This is a genomic window from Rhizobium sp. SEMIA 4085, from assembly GCF_013004495.1.
GTDB lineage: Bacteria > Pseudomonadota > Alphaproteobacteria > Rhizobiales > Rhizobiaceae > Rhizobium > Rhizobium gallicum.
Window position 1 is genome coordinate 1 of record NZ_JABEPH010000096.1, and the last position, 17,496, is coordinate 17,496.

A 17,496-nucleotide genomic window follows, 5' to 3' on the forward strand; every position below is an offset into this window, starting at 1 on the left:
GGCATCATCGGCGAAATCGCTCACCAGACGCGGCTCGGCGTCGAAGCACGAATGGATGAGGTCGGGCGCCGCGTCGTGCGCGATCGTCTGGTCGACCAGCACAGGATTTCTTTCCGCTGCTACCGATGGTGGTTTTGGGGGCAGTGGACCGAGACGGCGACGTCTGGGCCACTCTTCATTCCGGTAGCCGGGCTTTCTCCATGTCCTGGATTCCGGCAGGCTCTGCGTCGAGCTGGAAAGGGAGTTTGCCGATCCTGCCGAAACCGGCATGGACCACGGCTCCTTGTCGCCCTTTTTGGTATCGATCTCGGCACGCGCCGCCGCAACCTTTTGAACGGCATGCGGGCAGGTTCGAAGTTTTGGTCGATCAGAGCTTCGACAACTGCCCGAAATATATCCAGCTTCGGCAGGTCCGGTTCGTCCGGCGCGATCCTCTTTCGTGCCCCGGATGAAAGTTTTGCGCTTGACGGTGCTGCCCGCGCACTGGTGGAGTAGCCGGATACTTTTTTCGTCGCTACCTAGACGTTCGGGAGTTTCGACAGGTGAATGTCTCGCATCGCGCAGGTCGTTCCGGCTTGTCCCTATCGGCGAAGACGGGTGGTTGACGGTTTCCGATTTCCCGGGCAACCGCTTCTTCAACACATTTGGCAATATCATGGCTCAACCCTTACGCCGGGCTTGCTTTTTTTGACTCTTCGACCGGCGGATGGGCCGAGCGCTACTTTCGTTTTCGTCGCGCCGTATTCTGGTAGCCCGACGCCTTGCCGCTCCGCTACGATGTTGGCGAATGGTCACCCTTCGCACTTTGCACCAGCACAGGGGAGCCGTCGCCGAGGGCGCGCGAGCGGCATTGCGGATTGCCACCCCACCTTCATCTTTATCAGCATCAGCATCTACATAATAAGCATATGCTAATTTAGATGGCCATTTCCCAGCAGTGCGGTAAAATCGAATATCAGGCGCCCTAAGCGGGAGGTGATCGCACTCCAGGTTGGCGATTCTCGCGAAAGTGCGTCACTCTTGTTTGGCAGATGACATGGAACAGAGACTAGCCGCGATCATGGCAGCCGACATGGCAGGCTACAGCCGGCTGATGGAGATCGATGAAGCAGGCACGCTTGCCCGCCTGAAAACCCACCGAATTGAGTTGATGGACCCCGCGATTGCCAAAAACAAGGGTCGCATCATCAAGACGACGGGGGACGGCATGCTTGTCGAATTCCTAAGTGTCTCCGATGCAGTGAAGTGCGCCGTGGAGATACAGCAGCGCATGAAGCGGCGCAATTCGGACGTGCCGCAGGATCGGCGGATCGAATTCAGGATCGGGATCAATCTCGGCGACATTATTTTTGACGATCAGGATATTTTCGGCGACGGTGTGAATATTGCTTCCCGCATCGAGCAGTTGGCCGACGTCGGCGGCGTCTGCATCACGGCGGCAGTGGCGACACAAATAGTCGACCGGCTTGAAGTCACGATCGAGGATTTGGGAGAGAAGACGCTCAAGAATATAAGCCGACCGGTTCATCTCTTTCGTGTCGGGCTCGAAGTGGCCGCCCTGCCCGGTCAAACGGATGACCTGGATGCGAAACGATCTGTCGCGAAACCTTCGATCGTTGTGCTGCCATTCATCAACATGAGCGGCGACCCCGATCAGGAATTCTTCGCCGACGGCCTGACAGAGGACATCATTACTGAACTATCCCGCCGTCACGAACTGTTCGTCATTTCGCGAAATTCGAGCTTTGTCTATAAAAACCACGCCGTAAACGTACGGGAAGTCGCCGAAAAGCTCGGGGCGCAGTACTTGGTGGAGGGAAGCGTCCGCAAGATTGGCGACAGGGTGCGGGTGACCGTCCAGCTCATCGACGCAGTCAACGATGCTCATATTTGGGCAGACAAATACGATAGGAAGCTTGACGACATATTCGCGATACAGGACGAGGTAACCGGAGCGATAGTGGCCACTTTACCTGGTCGCGTCGAAGCAGCCCAGCGCGACCGGCTCGGGCGAACAAAACCGGCCAATATGGCCGCATACGAGTGCGCGCTCGCCGCCAAGGTACTGCACCACAGAAGCACACCGCAGGACAACCGACAGGCGCAGCTGCTCATAGACCGTGCGGTCAAGCTTGACGCGGGTTATGCCCACGCCCATGCGTGGCGCGCATGCATTCTGGGCCAAGCTTGGGTCAACGGCTGGTGCGAAGACAAGGATGCCGTGTGGAATGAGATCGTTGCCGCGTTGGATCGGGCGCTGGCGCTGGATGACAACGACGCCGACGTCCATCGAATTTTGGCTGCGGTGAATGTAAACAACAATGCCCTCACCACAGCGCGGTATCACCAGGAGCGCGCCCTTTCCCTCAATCCTAATTACGACCTGGTCGTGGTTCAGCAAGGAGAGCTGTTGACGTGGCTAGGGCGACCTGAAGAGGGGCTGGAATGGATCCGTCGGGCAATGCGGCTCAATCCCCATCACCCCGAGCGGTTTTGGAGCCATCTTGGGAAATCGCATTTTGCTGCCCATCAGTACGGCGAGGCGATCGAAGCATTCATGCATCTGTCAGTCATGGACTACGTCCAGCACGCGTTTGTCGCCGCATGCTACGGTTGGCTTGGTGATGAGATCGCCGCGGCAGGTCATCTGGAAAAAGTTAGGGTACTTGCCCCACAATTTGACATCGACGCTTTTCTTGCAACGATGCACTACGCTCAGGAATCCGATGCCCAACACCTTCGCGAAGGCCTCGTCAAGGCGGAAGAAAGCCACCACGCCGCGCGACCAAAGGCAATTTGAATTGGCGATTTTACTGCTGCGCGACTGACTGGCGCTTGATCGAGATGCGACATCGCCCGGCCCTGTGGGCATAGATCAAGGAGATCCCGGCGACGACAATCAAAATTGCCTTCCTCACCTTAAAAATTCCCCATCGCTCATGTCTGCCTTGCTTGGGCGATCCGGTGCAGCCTGATGGGCTTTCCGAACATAATCAGGTTGCCGCCGAGCGCTAAAGCAAGACCGAGCACAGCCTCGGCGCTCCAAGCGTAGCCTTCAAAAAGTGTCGAGACCGTTAAGGCGACGAGCGGAAACAGCACCGTCGCATAGGAGGCGCGCGCCGGGCCCCATCGGCCAACGAGCGCCAGATAGGCGAGGAAGCCGACGACGCTTCCCGGGATCGCAAGATAGAGCAGCGCGCCCGCATAGACCGGCGATGGATCGAACGTGAGAGGCAGGCCGCGGACAAGCACTATGGCGCCCAGCGCCGCCACGCCGCAGACCATCGCATAGGCCGTCGTCGACGGGAGATCGAGTCCCAGCCTTTGATGGCGAGCGGAGAGGAAATTGCCGAGCGAGAAGCAATAGGTGCCTGTAAGTGCCAGCAAAAGCCCAAGTCCGCCCTCAGGCGTGGTGTCAAGCGCGCGTATCTCATCTGCAAAAAGAAGCACCAGGCCGACGAGTCCAACGGCGCCCGCCAGCATCACGCGGGCGCTTGGGCGATTTCCATGAAGGAGCCAGCCGTTCGCCGCGTTAAATAGTGTTGCCATTGCAAAAACGACTGAGACGATGCCGCTCGGCAGCATGCCGGCGGCATAATAGAAGCAGAGAAAATTGCAGCAGAACAGACAAAGGCCCTGAGCGCCGACCGTCAGCCAATGCTTCGATGGCGGTGGCGGCAGGCGCCGGCGCAGCGCCAGCAATCCAAGCAGCAGAATGGCTGCCAGCGCGAAACGATAGAGGATCGAAACCTCCGCGGGCACGATGCCGACCTGAAGCTTGATCGCATACCACGTGGTGCCCCAGATAAGGACGGTGAGAACGAAGAGAAGCGGCGCCATGAACTGTCTTTCCTGTCGGAGGCATTGAACGGCGTCTTCTATGGCGCTGCACCACCTTCCGCTATCATAGACTTGCGTGACTATCGAAATCTTGCGGTCTTCGGCAGCACCCAGTTGCAGGAGATGCCGCCGCGGCCTTATGAGAAAGCATGCAAACGGGATCGATTTCATCCGCTTTGGAAGGTGTAGGCGCCAAGCTGCTGCGACAGGTTGATCTCGGCGGTGGCCTGACGATTGCGCAATGGCGAAACTTCGCCAACAGCCGCCTTTCATATCGCGATCCCGGGCATCACACCGTCAGCCTTTATCTCGATGGTACCGTGCGCCGCATGGACGGCGGACAGATGGGGATAGGCTCGTCCGGAGCGCTCTGTCTGCTGCCGGCAGATGGTGACAGCGCCTGGCATGTACTCCGCGACGTCTATTTCTGTCACATCTACATCTCTCAGGGCCGGTTCCAACGGCTGGCCGGCGAGGTCTTCGATCGCGACAGCCGGACGTTGACGCTTCCCGACCTGAGTTTCTTTTCGGACGGCTTCATTGCGGACATCATCAACGGGGCGATCCTGCCGAACGACTGGTCGGAAAGCGCCAATCGCCTTTTGCTTGCCCAGGCGGCTGATCTCATCTTACTCGAAGTGCTGCGCAAGAACGGTCCGGTCCGGTCCAGCAGCCTTGTCCTCCAGGGCGGGCTTTCACCCCACGTTTTGAAACGCATTATACAATTGATCGATGCCGATCTCGCCGGCGACCTCAGCCTCGACCGACTTGCCGCGGAGGCAGGCCTCAGCTCCTATCATTTCGCCCGTATGTTCAAACTGACCACGGGCCAGACGCCACACCGTTTCGTGCATGAGCGGCGGCTTGCGGTGGCTTACGAAATCGTCCGAGCCGGCAAGGTCAGTATCACCGAAGTCGCAGCCGCCTGCGGATTCTCTACACCGGCGCATTTCGCCGCCAGCTTCAAGGCGAAATTCGGCACGAGTCCGTCCGCTATCCGCGTCTGACGGCACGCAAAGGTGTCCTGTCGACAGGCCAACGATGCTGCAAAATCGCCGGAACTTCGTCGGCGCTGCGGGTCTGGCTGCGGCAAACGTTGCGGTTGTCGGTCCGCCTGTCGAATTTCGGCTGCATGAGCCTTGGAGGAAGACCGGAATTACCATTCGAAGGCGGTTGGGTGGAAATTTCCGGCAGTGTTCAAAAAAAGCCGCGCCGCCGCACGCCGCGGCTTCTGCATCAATCAATTCCGCTGACCGTCTCTTTTGCGCGCAAGCGTCAGCAAAAGTCCCTTCAGCTCCGGCTCCTGCACACGCCTTGCGGCCTCATAGCAGGAGACCCACTCCCGCCTTCGTTGACCGTTCTCGCGAAAATCCGCCTCCGTCCCGTCGACCTTCAGCAAGTGCACTTGAACGATGCAGGGCACCTGCCTACCGGTATCCAGCTTCTTCAGGTAGGTGAAATAGCCGAATGGTTTCTTTTTCACCTTGCCGCGAATACCGGCCTCCTCAAGCGCTTCCTGCGCGGCGGCTTGGTAATCCTTCTTTCCTTCAATCGGCCAGCCTTTCGGTATGATCCATCGGCCACTTTCGCGCGATGTCACGACCAGAACCTGAAAGCCGTCGGGGGCTGGCCGATAACAAAGCGCCGCACATTGCTCATAACAAGGCTGAGACAGCGCATCGTAATGCTCTGCCAGTTTTCCAAGAAATGTGCGGCTCTTCTTGCCAGCCATTTTCTTTTGCGGGCTGATAACGCTGGTCCTCATGGCTGTGCGGTGGCGGTGCTCGATTAAATCGCCTTGGTGCCCATTCTGTTCCCCATGCGAATTACTTTCAGGCTCCTCTGACCGATCCGCGCCAAACCAGTTCGGCATGCAACCTCAGGGACTGGCTTTCAGACCGACTTTCGGCATCTTTTCCAAGCCAAGCGACAGCTTGCCTGGCAATCGCCTGTACGGGTTGCGCGAACGTCGTCAACTGGTAGGAAGACCAGGACGCCTGCTCGATATCATCAAATCCGACAATGCAAAGCTGATCTGGAATCGCCACGGAAAACTGATGGCGAGCTGCGTCCATGAAACCACAGGCAAGAAGATCAGTGGCGCAAAATACGGCGTCCGGGCGGTCCTTTCTGGTCAACATGCGCTGCGCCAGGATTTGGCCAGCCTCGTAGCCCGTCCAGCCGTAACGCTCAACCATGATGTCCAAGCCGAAGGTTTTGGCAGCGGCAACGAAACCGTGTTCGCCCGCCATGAGGCTAGGCGTGCCTGCTTCGGAGTTCGCGAACGCAAGCCTGCGGCAGCCGGCGCGAAGAAAGGCTGTTACCACTCGTCCCGCTGCTTCATGATCATCAAGGTTGATGCGAAGCGGACCAGGCTGATCATCGTCGCGATTAATCAGGACGAGCCTTTGTCCGTTTCTCAGGCAAAGCTGCGTAATCGACTTATCCGGCAAACCGGACAGAATGATTGAAGCATCGGCACGGTACCGAATGGCTTGGCTCAAAGCCCGATCTACACTCCCGTCCGACCTGTCCGTGTTCACGAGCATCGCAACCTTGCCGACGCTCTGCAGCTGCTGAGTCAATTCCCGCAGCAGCGCCGAGCGATAGGGTGTGGCGACCTCTGAAGCGATCAGACAGACGATGCCGCTTTCGTTGCGCATCAATCCGCGCGCCAGATGGTTGACGTGATAGCCGAGCGCGTCGGCGGCTTCCATTACCTTGCGCCTTGTTTCAGCCGATACGCTCGCGCCGGGCGTGAAAGCCCGCGAAACAGCCGAGCGCGACACCCCTGCTCTTTTGGCGACTTCGTCAGCGCTGACAAAAATCTTGGACGACACAGCTCCTCCCATCCCCTGATGGGATTTTGCTATGCTTTGCAATGGCGTGCAAGCTATCCTGCAGCGGATAATGATGCCAGTCGTTGAAGAATGCAATTGACAGCCTTTGATGTCTCATGCACCATTTGCACACGCTTGCAAAGAGCGAACGGCGTGGAGGCGTCGCGATACTCAGGAGGAAATAATGGGTTCGGTAAAAATTGCCGCGGCAGCGCTCGCCGCGAGTGTGACTTTTGGCGCCTATTCGGCCCACGCCGCCGGGGACCTCAATCTCATCTGCTCCGCAGATGTCGTCATTTGCGAGATGATGAAGGACCGTTTTGAAAAGGGAACGGATGTTAGAGTGAATATGGTTCGGCTGTCGTCCGGCGAAACCTATGCGAAAATCCGCGCCGAGGCGCGTAACCCCAAAACCGACATCTGGTGGGCGGGCACGGGCGATCCGCACCTCCAGGCCGCAAGCGAAGGGCTGACACAGGAATACAAGTCGCCACTGCTCGACCAGCTTCAGGACTGGGCAAAGAAGCAGGCAGAAAGCGCCAACTTCCGGACGGTAGGCGTTTATGCTGGCGCGCTCGGCTGGGGCTATAACACTGACGTGCTGCAGAAGAAGGGACTGAAAGAACCAAAATGCTGGGCAGATCTCCTGGATCCGTCCTACAAGGGTGAAATCCAGATCGCAAATCCCAATTCGTCAGGCACCGCCTATACCGCCCTTGCGACGCTCGTCCAGATCATGGGTGAAGACAAGGCGTTCGAATATCTCGGCAAGCTCAACGCCAACATCTCGCAATATACCAAGTCCGGCTCGGCGCCGGTCAAGGCAGCCGCTCGCGGCGAAGCGACGATCGGCGTGGTGTTCATGCACGATGCGGTTGCCCAGACAGTCGAGGGCTTCCCGGTCAAATCGGTCGCTCCTTGCGAGGGGACCGGCTACGAAGTCGGCTCCATGTCGATCATCAAGGGCGCCAAGAACCTCGATAACGCCAAAAAATGGTACGACTGGGCACTGTCTGCGGACGTTCAAACACACATGAAGGATGCGAAGTCCTTCCAGCTGCCGTCCAACAAGTCGGCGACGGTGCCGAAGGAATCGCCGAAGTTCGAGGACATCAAGCTGATCGACTACGACTTCAAGACCTACGGCGAGCCGGACAAGCGCAAGGCATTGCTTTCGCGTTGGGACAAGGAAATCGGCGCGAAGGCAAACTGAAGCCTTGATAGGGGCGACGCCGGCTGGCGCAAGCCGCCGGCTGTCAAGTCGATGCGGCCGAGCCTGGAGCGGACGTCATGAAGAACCACAATCGCCGGCTGGATATCGCCCTCGTCTTTGCTGTTGCCGCTCTGATGCTGCTCCCGTGGTATCGGATCGAAGGCGGCTTCTTCGGACTTGGCTGGCTGTCGGCTTTTCCGGGTGAGGCCTCCACGGCGCCCGGCATGCTCCAGATCGTCCAGCACGGCCGATGGTGGCTCGCGATCGCCGCCTTGCTTGTCTTGCTTGGGGGCGTCGCGCGCTTCCTTTCCGATCCGGCGCAACGTGGCACACTGCTTTCCTGGGCTGGTGGCCTCGGCCTTTTCGTTCTGGCGCTTCAGGGGCTTGCGATCGGCTTTTCCGGTTGGACCTGGACGGTCAGCGAAAGCCTCTTTGGCGCATTGCCGGTCGGCCAACCCTCCATGGGGGCCGGAGCGGTTGTTATCGGCCTCGTTTTCGTGCTGCTCTTCGCCTTTGGCCTCGCCGAGCGCGGCATCCTGAAGGGTGACGCCTTCGTCGCCGGCGCCATCGCCATGCTCGTGCTGCTCGTCACAGTTTTCGTCTTCTATCCGATCGGCAGCATGTTCGTCGGCGCGTTCCAGGATTTCGACGGCTCCTTCAATCCGGACGGCTTCATCAGCAATATTCAGGATCCGTCCCTCTGGAGCCTCGGCTGCATCGCCGGCGCAGGGCACTGCGGTGTCGCCTGGCGCACTTTGTGGCTTGCAATCATGACGGCGGCAGGCTCAACGACACTCGGGCTTTGCTTTGCCCTCGTCACAACCCGCACACGCTTTCCGTTCAAGAAGGGCCTGCGGCTGCTGACGATCCTGCCGATCATCACGCCGCCCTTCGTCGTCGGCCTTGCACTGACCTTGCTTTTCGGCCGCTCCGGCGTTGCGACGCAGTTCGTCTCCTCCTTGCTCGGCCTTGAACCCGGCCGCTGGCTCTATGGCCTGACCGGCATCTGGATTGCCCAGGTGCTCTCCTTCACGCCGATCTCCTTCCTGGTTCTCATCGGCGTCGTTGAGGGCGTCAGCCCATCGATGGAAGAGGCATCACAGACGCTGCGCGCCGATCGTTGGCGTACCTTCTGGCGTATCTCGCTGCCGCTGATGAAGCCGGGCCTGGCGAATGCGTTCTTGATCGGATTCATCGAGAGCATGGCCGATTTCGGCAATCCACTCGTACTCGGCGGCAGCCATGGCGTGCTGTCGACCGAAATCTTCTTTGCCGTCGTCGGCTCGCAAAACGACCCGTCGCGCGCCGCAGTCCTTGCCCTGGTCCTGCTGTGCTTCACGCTTTCGGCGTTCCTGGCCCAGCGCTTCTGGCTGTCGGGCAAGAATTTCGCGACGGTGACCGGCAAGGGCGATTCGGGCCGACACATCGCGCTGCCGCATGGCCTTTCGATCGCCGTCCATGCAATCGTCATCCCCTGGATGATCTTTACGATCGTCGTCTATGCGATGATCCTTTTCGGCGGGTTTGTGCGCACCTGGGGCCTCGACAACACGCTGACATTTCAACACTACATCCGCGCCTTCTCGATCGGGTTGCGGGATGACGGCGGCCTGGCATGGACTGGGGTTGCCTGGAATTCGTTCTGGACAACAATGGAAATTGCTCTGATCTCCGCCCCGCTCACCGCTGCGGTCGGCCTTTTGACCGCCTATCTCATCGTGCGGCAGAGATTTGCCGGGCGGAATCTTTTCGAATTCGCGCTGATGATGAGCTTTGCAATCCCCGGCACCGTCATCGGTATCAGCTACATCATGGCCTTCAACTTGCCGCCGCTCGAAATGACCGGCACGGCGCTGATCCTCGTCGCGTGCTTCGTTTTCCGCAACATGCCGGTTGGCGTACGCGGTGGCGTGGCGGCCATGAGCCAGTTGGACAAGAGCCTCGATGAAGCCTCGCTGACGCTGGGCGCCGACAGTTTTCGCACGATCCGCAAGATCATCCTGCCGTTGCTGCGGCCAGCCATTACCGCAGCGCTCGTCTATTCCTTCGTGCGCGCGATCACCTCGATCAGCGCCGTCGTTTTCCTCGTCAGCGCTCAGTACAACATGGCGACATCCTATATCGTCGGCCTCGTCGAAAACGGTGAATACGGCGTGGCCATTGCCTATTCTTCGGCGTTGATCGTCGTCATGGTCGCCGTCATCGCAGGATTCCAGTTTATGGTCGGCGAACGGCGGCTTCGACGCGAAAGCCGCGTTGGTCTTGCCGTCCCGACCGCCATCGCTGCCGGCCCGATTGGCCAGGAGAAAACCGCATGAGCGTCAACAAACCCGGTTCCGTCGTCTTCGAGAACGTCCGCAAGACCTTCGGCGCCTTCACCGCCATATCCGACCTGTCGCTGACAATCGAGCCCGGCACGCTGGTAACGCTGCTCGGTCCTTCGGGTTGCGGAAAGACGACGACGCTGCGCATGCTGGCAGGTCTTGAACTTCCTTCGGCGGGCCGCATCCTTATCGGCGGCAAGGATGTGACGATGCTTCCGGCCAATGAGCGCGATGTCTCGATGGTTTTCCAGTCCTATGCGCTCTTTCCGCACATGACGGCACTCGACAACGTCGCTTATGGCCTCGAATCCTCGGGGTTGAAGCGCAAGGAGGCCCGCGAGCGCGCCGAAGACGGTCTGACGCTCGTCGGTCTTTCCGGGATGGGCCAGCGCCTGCCTGCCGAACTCTCCGGAGGTCAGCAGCAGCGTGTTGCCGTTGCCCGCGCGCTGGTGCTCGAACCGCAGGTGCTGCTCCTCGACGAGCCGCTGTCGAACCTCGATGCCCGGCTTCGCCGCCGGGTGAGAACGGAGATCCGCGATTTGCAGCAGCGGCTCGGCTTCACCGCCGTCTACGTTACCCACGACCAGGACGAGGCGCTTGCCGTCTCCGACCAGATCATCGTCATGAAGGACGGTGAAGTCGCCCAGAAGGGCGCGCCGCGCGACCTCTACGATCAGCCGGTATCGGCATTCATCGCAGATTTCATGGGCGAGGCAAATGTCGTGGCCTGTGATGTTGTTGGCACCGAAGGCGGAGAAGCCACGATCAACGTCGAAGGTCACTTGCATCGCGTCCCCGGCCGCAATGTCCGCCCCGGACCGGCTCAGCTCGCGGTGCGCCCGAACGCCATTACGCTGTCGGCGCGAAACGGCGGCGCCTTCAACGGACAGATCACGCATGCAGCCTATCTCGGCGACCGCGTGGAATACGAAGTGAAAACGAGCAACGGCACGCTTTTCGTCGTCGATCCTGCGGTCGAAAGAGCACTTCAGCCTTTGACGGAGGTTGAGATCAGCTTCAAGGATCGCGGGATTGCCATCATCGGCGGCTGAGCCGCGTTTCATCAAGGGAAGATTTCATGACATCGCATGCATCAAATCTCGAAGCCCGGCTCGCGCTTGCCGAAGCCGTAGCCCGCGAAGGGGGCGCTATGGCGCTTGATTACTTCAAGCGCCGCGAGACGCTGGTGATTGAAACCAAGCGCGATCCGCAAGATGTCGTTTCGATCGCCGACCGGGAGGTCGAAAATCTGATCCGCGGACGCTTCAACGAAGCCTATCCAGACGACGGCGTACTCGGTGAAGAATATGGGCTCGAAGCCGGCACGTCGGGCTTCACTTGGGTCGTCGATCCAATCGATGGCACCAGCCCCTTTATCAACGGCATGCCGAACTGGTGCATTTCGATTGCCTTGTTGCATGAAGGCGTTCCTGTCGTGGGTGTTATCTGCGCTCCGTGCCACGACGAGCTTTATGCGGCTGCACTGGGGCTTGGCGCAACATTGAACGGCAAGACGCTTCGGCTCGATCCCACGCGCACCATCCGCAACAGCGTAACGGGCATCGGTTCGAACAACTACGTAACGCCAGCTTTCGTGGGCAAGATGGTTGAAAGCCTGCTCGCTGCGGGCGGCAACTTTATCCGAAACGGCTCGGGCGCCCTGATGCTCGCCTATGTCGCGGCTGGCCGTCTGGTCGGCTATTACGAACCTTACATGCACGCCTGGGACTGCCTGGCAGGCTATTGTCTGGTGAAGGAAGCCGGCGGCTGGTATCAATCCTTCCCCACGGAGGGCGAAGGGCTGACGAAAGGGGCGCCGGTGCTTGCCGCCGCCCCCGGAGCTATCAAGGATCTGCGACAGGTGGCAGGCTTATGAAAGACAGATGCTGGTCAGGGCAAGAGCCGGCGCCAACTTGCGTCGATCGCTCCTTAAGCGGTACCGGCATTTCGTCTTTCGGGATTGCCGTTGAACAGGATTTCCATGGGCAATCGAGGAGGATTGTCCTTGGAATATTTGGATGCCGGCTTGCCGGCTTCACCCAACAAACAGGGAGGAACTAATGTCCATTCGTACAGTTCTCTTATCGACAGCGGCTATCGCCGTTTCGCTTGGCGCGGCACCGCAAGCGTTTGCACTCACTGAGCTGCAGTGGTGGCACGCCATGGCCGGCGCAAACAACGAAGTCGTCGAACAGATTTCAAAGGAATTCAACGCAAGCCAGGCGGACTATAAGATCGTTCCGGTCTTCAAGGGCAGCTACCCCGAAACCCTAAATGCCGGCATCGCCGCGTTCCGTGCCAAGCAGCCGCCCGCTATTCTTCAGGTGTTCGACGCCGGTAGCGGCGTTATGATGGGGGCTGAAGGCGCAATCATGCCCGCCGCCGAGGTGCTCGAAAAGGGCGGCTACAGCTTCGACAAGTCGGAATATCTGCCAGGTATCGTCGCCTATTATTCGAAGCCGGATGGCACGATGCTGTCCTTTCCTTACAATTCTTCCTCGCCGATCCTCTACTACAACAAGGATACCTTCAAGAAAGCCGGCCTGGATCCAGAAACTCCACCGAAAACGTGGCCGGAGGTGTTTGAGGCCGCCAAAAAGATCAAAGCGAGTGGCGCATCATCCTGCGGCTTGACCTCCACCTGGCTCACCTGGATCCAGACAGAGAACTTCGCAGCCTGGAACAACGTATCCTACGGTTCAAACGAAAACGGCCTTGGCGGAACCGAGGTGACGCTCGCCTTCAACAGCCCGCTTTTCGTTCAGCATTTTCAGGCGATCGCCGACCTCGCCAAGGATGACACGTTCCGCTATGGCGGGCGCACCTCGGAAGCCAAACAGCTCTTCACTTCCGGTGAATGCGGCATCATGACGGAATCGTCAGGCGGCCTCGGCGATATCGTCAAATCCGGCATGAACTACGGCATCGGACAATTGCCTTATTATGAAGGCGAAGGTCGGCCACAGAACACGATTCCCGGCGGGGCCAGTCTCTGGGTTTTTGCGGGTAAGAGCGATGCTGAATACAAGGGCATCGCCGAGTTCTTCCACTTCCTGTCGCAGACAAACGTCCAGGCGCGGCTGCATCAGGTTTCCGGCTACATGCCGGTCACGATGGCCGCTTATGAGGAAACGAAGAAGTCGGGTTTCTACGACAAGAACCCGGGGCGGCAAACGCCAATCCTGCAGATGATGGGCAAGGCACCGACGGAAAACTCCAAGGGGGTGCGCCTCCCGAACTTGCCGCAGGTCCGCGACATCATGAATGAGGAATTCGAGGCCATGCTTGCGGGAAAACAGGATGCAAAAACGGCACTCGACAAGGCTGTCGAACGCGGCAACGCTGCTATCAAGCAGGCCGTTAGCCAGTAGTCGTCGAAATGACTTGCGCCCGCGGCCCACAGGCCGCGGGCGGTTCTTCATGTCAAGGAGTTCTCCGTGCAGCGCGTTGTTTTTCCAAACAAGATGCTTCCCTATTTCCTGGTTGCTCCGCAAATTATCCTGACCGTTGTTTTCTTTTTCTGGCCGGCAAGCCAGGCCCTCTACCAGTCGGTACAGCGCGAGGATCCCTTCGGCTTGAAGAGCGGCTTCGTCGGCCTTGCAAATTTCCGCGACGTCTTTGCGGACCCCAACTATCTGCATTCTCTGCAGGTCACGATCGTCTTCAGCCTACTGACGGCATTGCTTTCGATGGTCGTGGCATTGGCGCTCGCGACTGCCGCAGATAAAGTCGTGCGTGGTCAGACCTTTTACCGAACGCTGCTGATTTGGCCTTATGCGGTCGCGCCCGCCGTGGCCGGCATGCTCTGGCTTTTCATGTTCAATCCTGCAATGGGCACGTTTGCCTATCTTCTGCGGCGTAACGGCTTCATGTGGGATCCGCTGCTCAACGGCGATCAAGCAATGATGCTTGTTGTCGTGGCGGCTGCGTGGAAGCAGATCAGCTACAACTTCCTGTTCTTCGTCGCCGGCCTGCAAGCCATTCCGAAATCGCTGATCGAGGCTGCGGCAATCGACGGAGCGCGCGGCAACCGACGTTTCTGGACGATCGTTTTCCCGCTTTTGGCACCGACGACCTTCTTCCTGCTCGTCGTCAACACCGTCTACGCCTTCTTCGATACCTTCGGCATCATCCATGCAGTCACCGGCGGCGGCCCCGCCAAGGCCACCGAAACGCTCGTCTACAAGGTCTATAATGACGGCTTCGTGAACCTCAATCTTGGCTCGTCGGCCGCTCAATCCGTCATCTTGATGATCATCGTCATTGCGCTGACCGCGTTTCAGTTCCGCTTCGTCGAGAAGCGCGTGCACTATGCGTGAGATGCGGCAATGATCGAAAAACGCCCCCTCGCCAATCTTATCGGCCATCTGATGCTGATTGTCGGCATCATCATCGTCGCGTTCCCGATCTATTACACGTTCGTCGCCTCGACAATGACGTCGGCGGAGATCATCAGGCCGCCCATCTCGCTGTTGCCCGGCGATCATTTCGTAGAGAACTACACCTCCGCACTTTCCGGCGGTGTTGAACAGGTCGTCGGAGTGAGCCTCGAGCGCCTGCTCTTCAACACATTTGTCGTGGCGGTCCTGATAGCGGTCGGAAAGATTCTGATCTCCTTTCTCTCGGCTTTCGCGATCGTTTTCTTCCGTTTCCCGTTTCGCATGGCCTTCTTCTGGATGATCTTCATCACGTTGATGCTTCCAGTCGAGGTTCGTATCCTTCCGACCTATAAGGTGATCGTCGATCTCGGCATGATCGACACCTATGCCGGATTGACACTTCCGCTGATGGCCTCTGCCACGGCGACATTTCTCTTCCGCCAGTTTTTCCTGACAATCCCAGGGGAATTACTGGAGGCGGCGCGGATCGACAGCGCCGGCCCCTTCCGCTTCATGCGCGATATACTGCTACCCTTGTCGAAGACGAATATCGCAGCGCTCTTCGTGATCCTCTTCATCTATGGCTGGACCCAGTATCTCTGGCCTTTGCTTGTCACCAATGACGCGAAGATGAATACGATCATCATCGCTCTTCGAAAGATGATGGATTTCGCCGATGCGGCAACCCCCTGGAACTACGTGATGGTGACAGCAATCCTTGCAATCATTCCGCCCATTCTCGTCGTCGTGCTCATGCAGCGCTGGTTCGTAAAAGGTCTTGTGGAGACGGAAAAGTAATGGCCAAGATCAATCTCAACGATGTCCGCAAGACCTATGGCGGCGGTATCGAAGCCATCAAGGGAGTATCGATGGAAATCGCAGACGGCGAGTTCGTCGTGCTCGTCGGGCCTTCAGGCTGCGGCAAATCAACGTTGCTGCGAATGATCGCCGGTCTCGAAGGCATCACGTCGGGCGAAATCGCCATTGGCGATCGCGTGGTCAATCGCCTGGAGCCGTCCGAGCGCGATATCGCCATGGTCTTCCAGAACTACGCGCTTTACCCGCATATGACGGTTCGGCAGAACCTTGCTTACGGCCTGAAGAACCGCAAGACACCGAAAGACGAAATCGAGCGCCGCATCGAAAAGGCTGCAAGCGCGCTCGAGATCGAGGCGTTTTTAGAGCGCAAACCGAGGCAGTTGTCGGGCGGGCAGCGTCAGCGTGTGGCGATGGGGCGCGCCATCGTGCGAGAGCCGGCCGCTTTCCTGTTTGACGAGCCGCTCTCCAATCTTGATGCCAAGCTCCGCGTACAGATGCGCGTCGAGATCAAGCGCCTGCAGCGTTCGCTGGCGACAACAAGCGTCTACGTGACCCATGACCAGATGGAGGCGATGACACTGGCCGATCGTCTTGTAGTGCTGAACGGTGGCCAGATTGACCAGATCGGCACACCAATCGAGCTTTACGAGAAGCCGGCCACGACCTTCGTTGCAACCTTTATCGGCTCGCCTTCCATGACCCTTTGGGACCGGACCGGTGACAGCAGCGGCTTCTTGCTATCGCCCAGCACCGCCCTCCCCGCCAGTGCCGTCACGCTGGGAGTCCGACCGGAGGACCTCCACATTTGGCAAGAGGGCAGAGCGGATGCGTTCAGGGCTGACGCGCGGGTTGGCGCCGTCGAGCTCGTTGGAGCGGAAAGCTATGTCCACGCTTGGCTCGCAAACGGTCAGCCGATCGTCTTCCGGGTTCCCGGCCGGTCGCGGATCGCCATTGACGAAGGTGTGTCGGTCTGCGCGGCTGCCGAAAGCCTTCACCTCTTCGACGACGGCGGCAGACGCATGACTTGGTAGACCGCCCCGAGGTGCAGGAAGCTCGCTTGCAGGCCGGAAACATCGTCATTACCTGGGGTGTCACGCGTCGTGCGGCGGCTTATATCTCGGCTCTCGTCTAATTGGGGTCACGCACTCATAAATTGCTGTTGTACGCTGCTGATGAGCCAGCCTCGCTACGAGTTGACGGATTTCGAGTGGTCGGTGATCGAGCCGCTGCTACCGAGCAAGCCGCGCGGGGTGCCTCGGGTTGACGACCGGCGTGTTCTGAATGGGATTTACTGGCGTCTTCGGACCCGGCTCGCCGTGGACGGAAATTCCCGAGCGCTACGGCCCGTATACGACCTGCTACAACCGCTTCGTCAGATGGCGCAAGGCGGGCGTATGGGACCGGCTCTTCGATGCTGTATCAAGGTTTACGATGGCGATGTGCAGATGATCGACAGCTCGTCGGTCCGGGTTCACCAGCATGGTGCCAACGGTAAAAAAGGGCGCGCGCCGGATACCGCCGGGGCGTGAGCCTGACGACAGATGCATGGGGCGCTCGCGCGGTGGACTGACCACTAAGATCCACGCGCTGGTCGATGCGCGCCCTGCCGATCGCCCTCAAGCTGACGCCCGACAAGCACACGATGGCAGGAGCGCCGCCGACATGCTCGATACGCTCGGCGGCGGCGGCGTGCTGCTCGCCGATCGCGCCTACGACAGTGATGCCTTGCGCCTCCAGATGGCCGCGCGCGGCGTATGGGCCAACATCAAGCCGATGCCCGGCCGCGAACGCCGCCCGCCGTTCAGCGCCTTCCTCTATCGCTACCGCAACCTCGTCGAACGCTTCCTCAGCAAACTCAAGCACTTCCGTGCCGTCGCCACCCGCTTCGAGAAGCACAGCGAAAACTACCTTGTTCTCGTCAAACTCGCTTCAGCCAAAATCTGGTTGCGGCTTTACGAGTCGGTGAGCTAGAAGGCCCCTCTCGGACGCTCGGAGAGGCGTTCAGGCAGGAGCCCGACCATGATCAAGATGAGCGTCTATTGTCCGGCCGATGGCGGCGCGCAGGTCGAGCACGAAGACTA

The 17,496-nt window shown here is 59.1% G+C and carries 13 protein-coding genes and 2 pseudogenes; 12 read left to right on the forward strand and 3 right to left on the reverse strand.

Annotation, left to right across the window (positions count from 1 at the left end; genetic code table 11):
- Window positions 1-3: 3 nt before the first annotated feature.
- Window positions 4-752 (forward strand): annotated as a pseudogene (locus C9413_RS33255) (pyridoxamine 5'-phosphate oxidase family protein).
- A gap of 284 nt (window positions 753-1,036) precedes the next feature.
- A complete protein-coding gene (locus C9413_RS12305) occupies window positions 1,037-2,800 on the forward strand; it encodes an adenylate/guanylate cyclase domain-containing protein (protein ID WP_040115540.1) in 1,764 nt (587 codons plus the stop codon).
- Window positions 2,801-2,937: 137 nt separating this feature from the next.
- Here the strand turns inward: C9413_RS12305 and C9413_RS12310 are convergent, their stop codons facing one another.
- Window positions 2,938-3,840 (reverse strand): EamA family transporter, encoded by a 903-nt coding sequence (locus C9413_RS12310; protein WP_040115541.1) that lies wholly within the window; start codon window positions 3,838-3,840, stop codon window positions 2,938-2,940.
- Between the two features lie 149 nt (window positions 3,841-3,989).
- Here C9413_RS12310 and C9413_RS12315 point away from each other — a divergent pair, with 149 nt between their 5' ends.
- Window positions 3,990-4,847 (forward strand): AraC family transcriptional regulator, encoded by an 858-nt coding sequence (locus C9413_RS12315; RefSeq protein ID WP_052451796.1) that lies wholly within the window; start codon window positions 3,990-3,992, stop codon window positions 4,845-4,847.
- 233 nt (window positions 4,848-5,080) lie between these two features.
- Here the strand turns inward: C9413_RS12315 and C9413_RS12320 are convergent, their stop codons facing one another.
- Both C9413_RS12320 and C9413_RS12325 read right to left on the reverse strand, forming a co-directional pair.
- Window positions 5,081-5,713 carry an NUDIX hydrolase gene (locus tag C9413_RS12320; protein WP_323808260.1) on the reverse strand — a complete coding sequence of 211 codons (633 nt, stop codon included), beginning with the start codon at window positions 5,711-5,713 and terminating at the stop codon, window positions 5,081-5,083.
- On the reverse strand, window positions 5,673-6,680 hold the full coding sequence (locus tag C9413_RS12325; protein WP_170250498.1) for a substrate-binding domain-containing protein: 1,008 nt from the start codon (window positions 6,678-6,680) through the stop codon (window positions 5,673-5,675). The genes C9413_RS12320 and C9413_RS12325 overlap by 41 nt, the downstream gene beginning before the upstream one ends.
- A 184-nt stretch (window positions 6,681-6,864) precedes the next feature.
- Here C9413_RS12325 and C9413_RS12330 point away from each other — a divergent pair, with 184 nt between their 5' ends.
- The 9 genes and pseudogenes from C9413_RS12330 (at window position 6,865) to C9413_RS12370 (ending at window position 17,386) form a co-directional block, all read left to right on the forward strand.
- Window positions 6,865-7,893, forward strand: a complete 1,029-nt coding sequence (locus C9413_RS12330) for an ABC transporter substrate-binding protein (RefSeq protein WP_040115544.1) — start codon at window positions 6,865-6,867, stop codon at window positions 7,891-7,893.
- Window positions 7,894-7,970: 77 nt separating this feature from the next.
- Complete coding sequence (locus tag C9413_RS12335) at window positions 7,971-10,211, forward strand: iron ABC transporter permease (protein WP_040115545.1); 2,241 nt, start codon at window positions 7,971-7,973, stop codon at window positions 10,209-10,211.
- On the forward strand, window positions 10,208-11,269 hold the full coding sequence (locus tag C9413_RS12340) for an ABC transporter ATP-binding protein (RefSeq protein ID WP_040115546.1): 1,062 nt from the start codon (window positions 10,208-10,210) through the stop codon (window positions 11,267-11,269). The genes C9413_RS12335 and C9413_RS12340 overlap by 4 nt, the downstream gene beginning before the upstream one ends.
- 26 nt (window positions 11,270-11,295) lie before the next feature.
- Window positions 11,296-12,093, forward strand: coding sequence for an inositol monophosphatase family protein (locus tag C9413_RS12345; protein ID WP_040115547.1), 798 nt, complete (start codon window positions 11,296-11,298; stop codon window positions 12,091-12,093).
- A gap of 184 nt (window positions 12,094-12,277) precedes the next feature.
- The gene (gene ugpB / locus C9413_RS12350) at window positions 12,278-13,588 is read left to right on the forward strand and encodes a sn-glycerol-3-phosphate ABC transporter substrate-binding protein UgpB (RefSeq protein WP_040115548.1); all 1,311 of its coding nucleotides are present in this window, start codon (window positions 12,278-12,280) and stop codon (window positions 13,586-13,588) included.
- Window positions 13,589-13,654: 66 nt separating this feature from the next.
- Window positions 13,655-14,536, forward strand: a complete 882-nt coding sequence (gene ugpA, locus C9413_RS12355) for a sn-glycerol-3-phosphate ABC transporter permease UgpA (protein WP_040115549.1) — start codon at window positions 13,655-13,657, stop codon at window positions 14,534-14,536.
- A 9-nt stretch (window positions 14,537-14,545) separates the two neighbouring features.
- Window positions 14,546-15,394 carry a sn-glycerol-3-phosphate ABC transporter permease UgpE gene (ugpE, locus tag C9413_RS12360; RefSeq protein WP_040115550.1) on the forward strand — a complete coding sequence of 283 codons (849 nt, stop codon included), beginning with the start codon at window positions 14,546-14,548 and terminating at the stop codon, window positions 15,392-15,394.
- Window positions 15,394-16,446, forward strand: coding sequence for a sn-glycerol-3-phosphate import ATP-binding protein UgpC (locus C9413_RS12365; protein WP_170250499.1), 1,053 nt, complete (start codon window positions 15,394-15,396; stop codon window positions 16,444-16,446). The genes ugpE and C9413_RS12365 overlap by 1 nt, the downstream gene beginning before the upstream one ends.
- A gap of 141 nt (window positions 16,447-16,587) precedes the next feature.
- Window positions 16,588-17,386: pseudogene (locus C9413_RS12370) on the forward strand (IS5 family transposase).
- Window positions 17,387-17,496: the final 110 nt, after the last annotated feature.

What these genes read in the sequence shown, in the direction of transcription:
- C9413_RS12315 (WP_052451796.1), top strand. Translation starts at nt 3,990, where the DNA reads ATGCAAACGGGATCGATTTCATCCGCTTTGGAAGGTGTAGGCGCCAAG.
- C9413_RS12310 (WP_040115541.1), bottom strand. Translation starts at nt 3,840, where the DNA reads ATGGCGCCGCTTCTCTTCGTTCTCACCGTCCTTATCTGGGGCACCACG.
- C9413_RS12320 (WP_323808260.1), bottom strand. Translation starts at nt 5,713, where the DNA reads ATGCCGAACTGGTTTGGCGCGGATCGGTCAGAGGAGCCTGAAAGTAAT.
- C9413_RS12365 (WP_170250499.1), top strand. Translation starts at nt 15,394, where the DNA reads ATGGCCAAGATCAATCTCAACGATGTCCGCAAGACCTATGGCGGCGGT.
- C9413_RS12345 (WP_040115547.1), top strand. Translation starts at nt 11,296, where the DNA reads ATGACATCGCATGCATCAAATCTCGAAGCCCGGCTCGCGCTTGCCGAA.
- C9413_RS12305 (WP_040115540.1), top strand. Translation starts at nt 1,037, where the DNA reads ATGGAACAGAGACTAGCCGCGATCATGGCAGCCGACATGGCAGGCTAC.
- C9413_RS12340 (WP_040115546.1), top strand. Translation starts at nt 10,208, where the DNA reads ATGAGCGTCAACAAACCCGGTTCCGTCGTCTTCGAGAACGTCCGCAAG.
- ugpB (WP_040115548.1), top strand. Translation starts at nt 12,278, where the DNA reads ATGTCCATTCGTACAGTTCTCTTATCGACAGCGGCTATCGCCGTTTCG.
- C9413_RS12330 (WP_040115544.1), top strand. Translation starts at nt 6,865, where the DNA reads ATGGGTTCGGTAAAAATTGCCGCGGCAGCGCTCGCCGCGAGTGTGACT.
- ugpE (WP_040115550.1), top strand. Translation starts at nt 14,546, where the DNA reads ATGATCGAAAAACGCCCCCTCGCCAATCTTATCGGCCATCTGATGCTG.
- C9413_RS12335 (WP_040115545.1), top strand. Translation starts at nt 7,971, where the DNA reads ATGAAGAACCACAATCGCCGGCTGGATATCGCCCTCGTCTTTGCTGTT.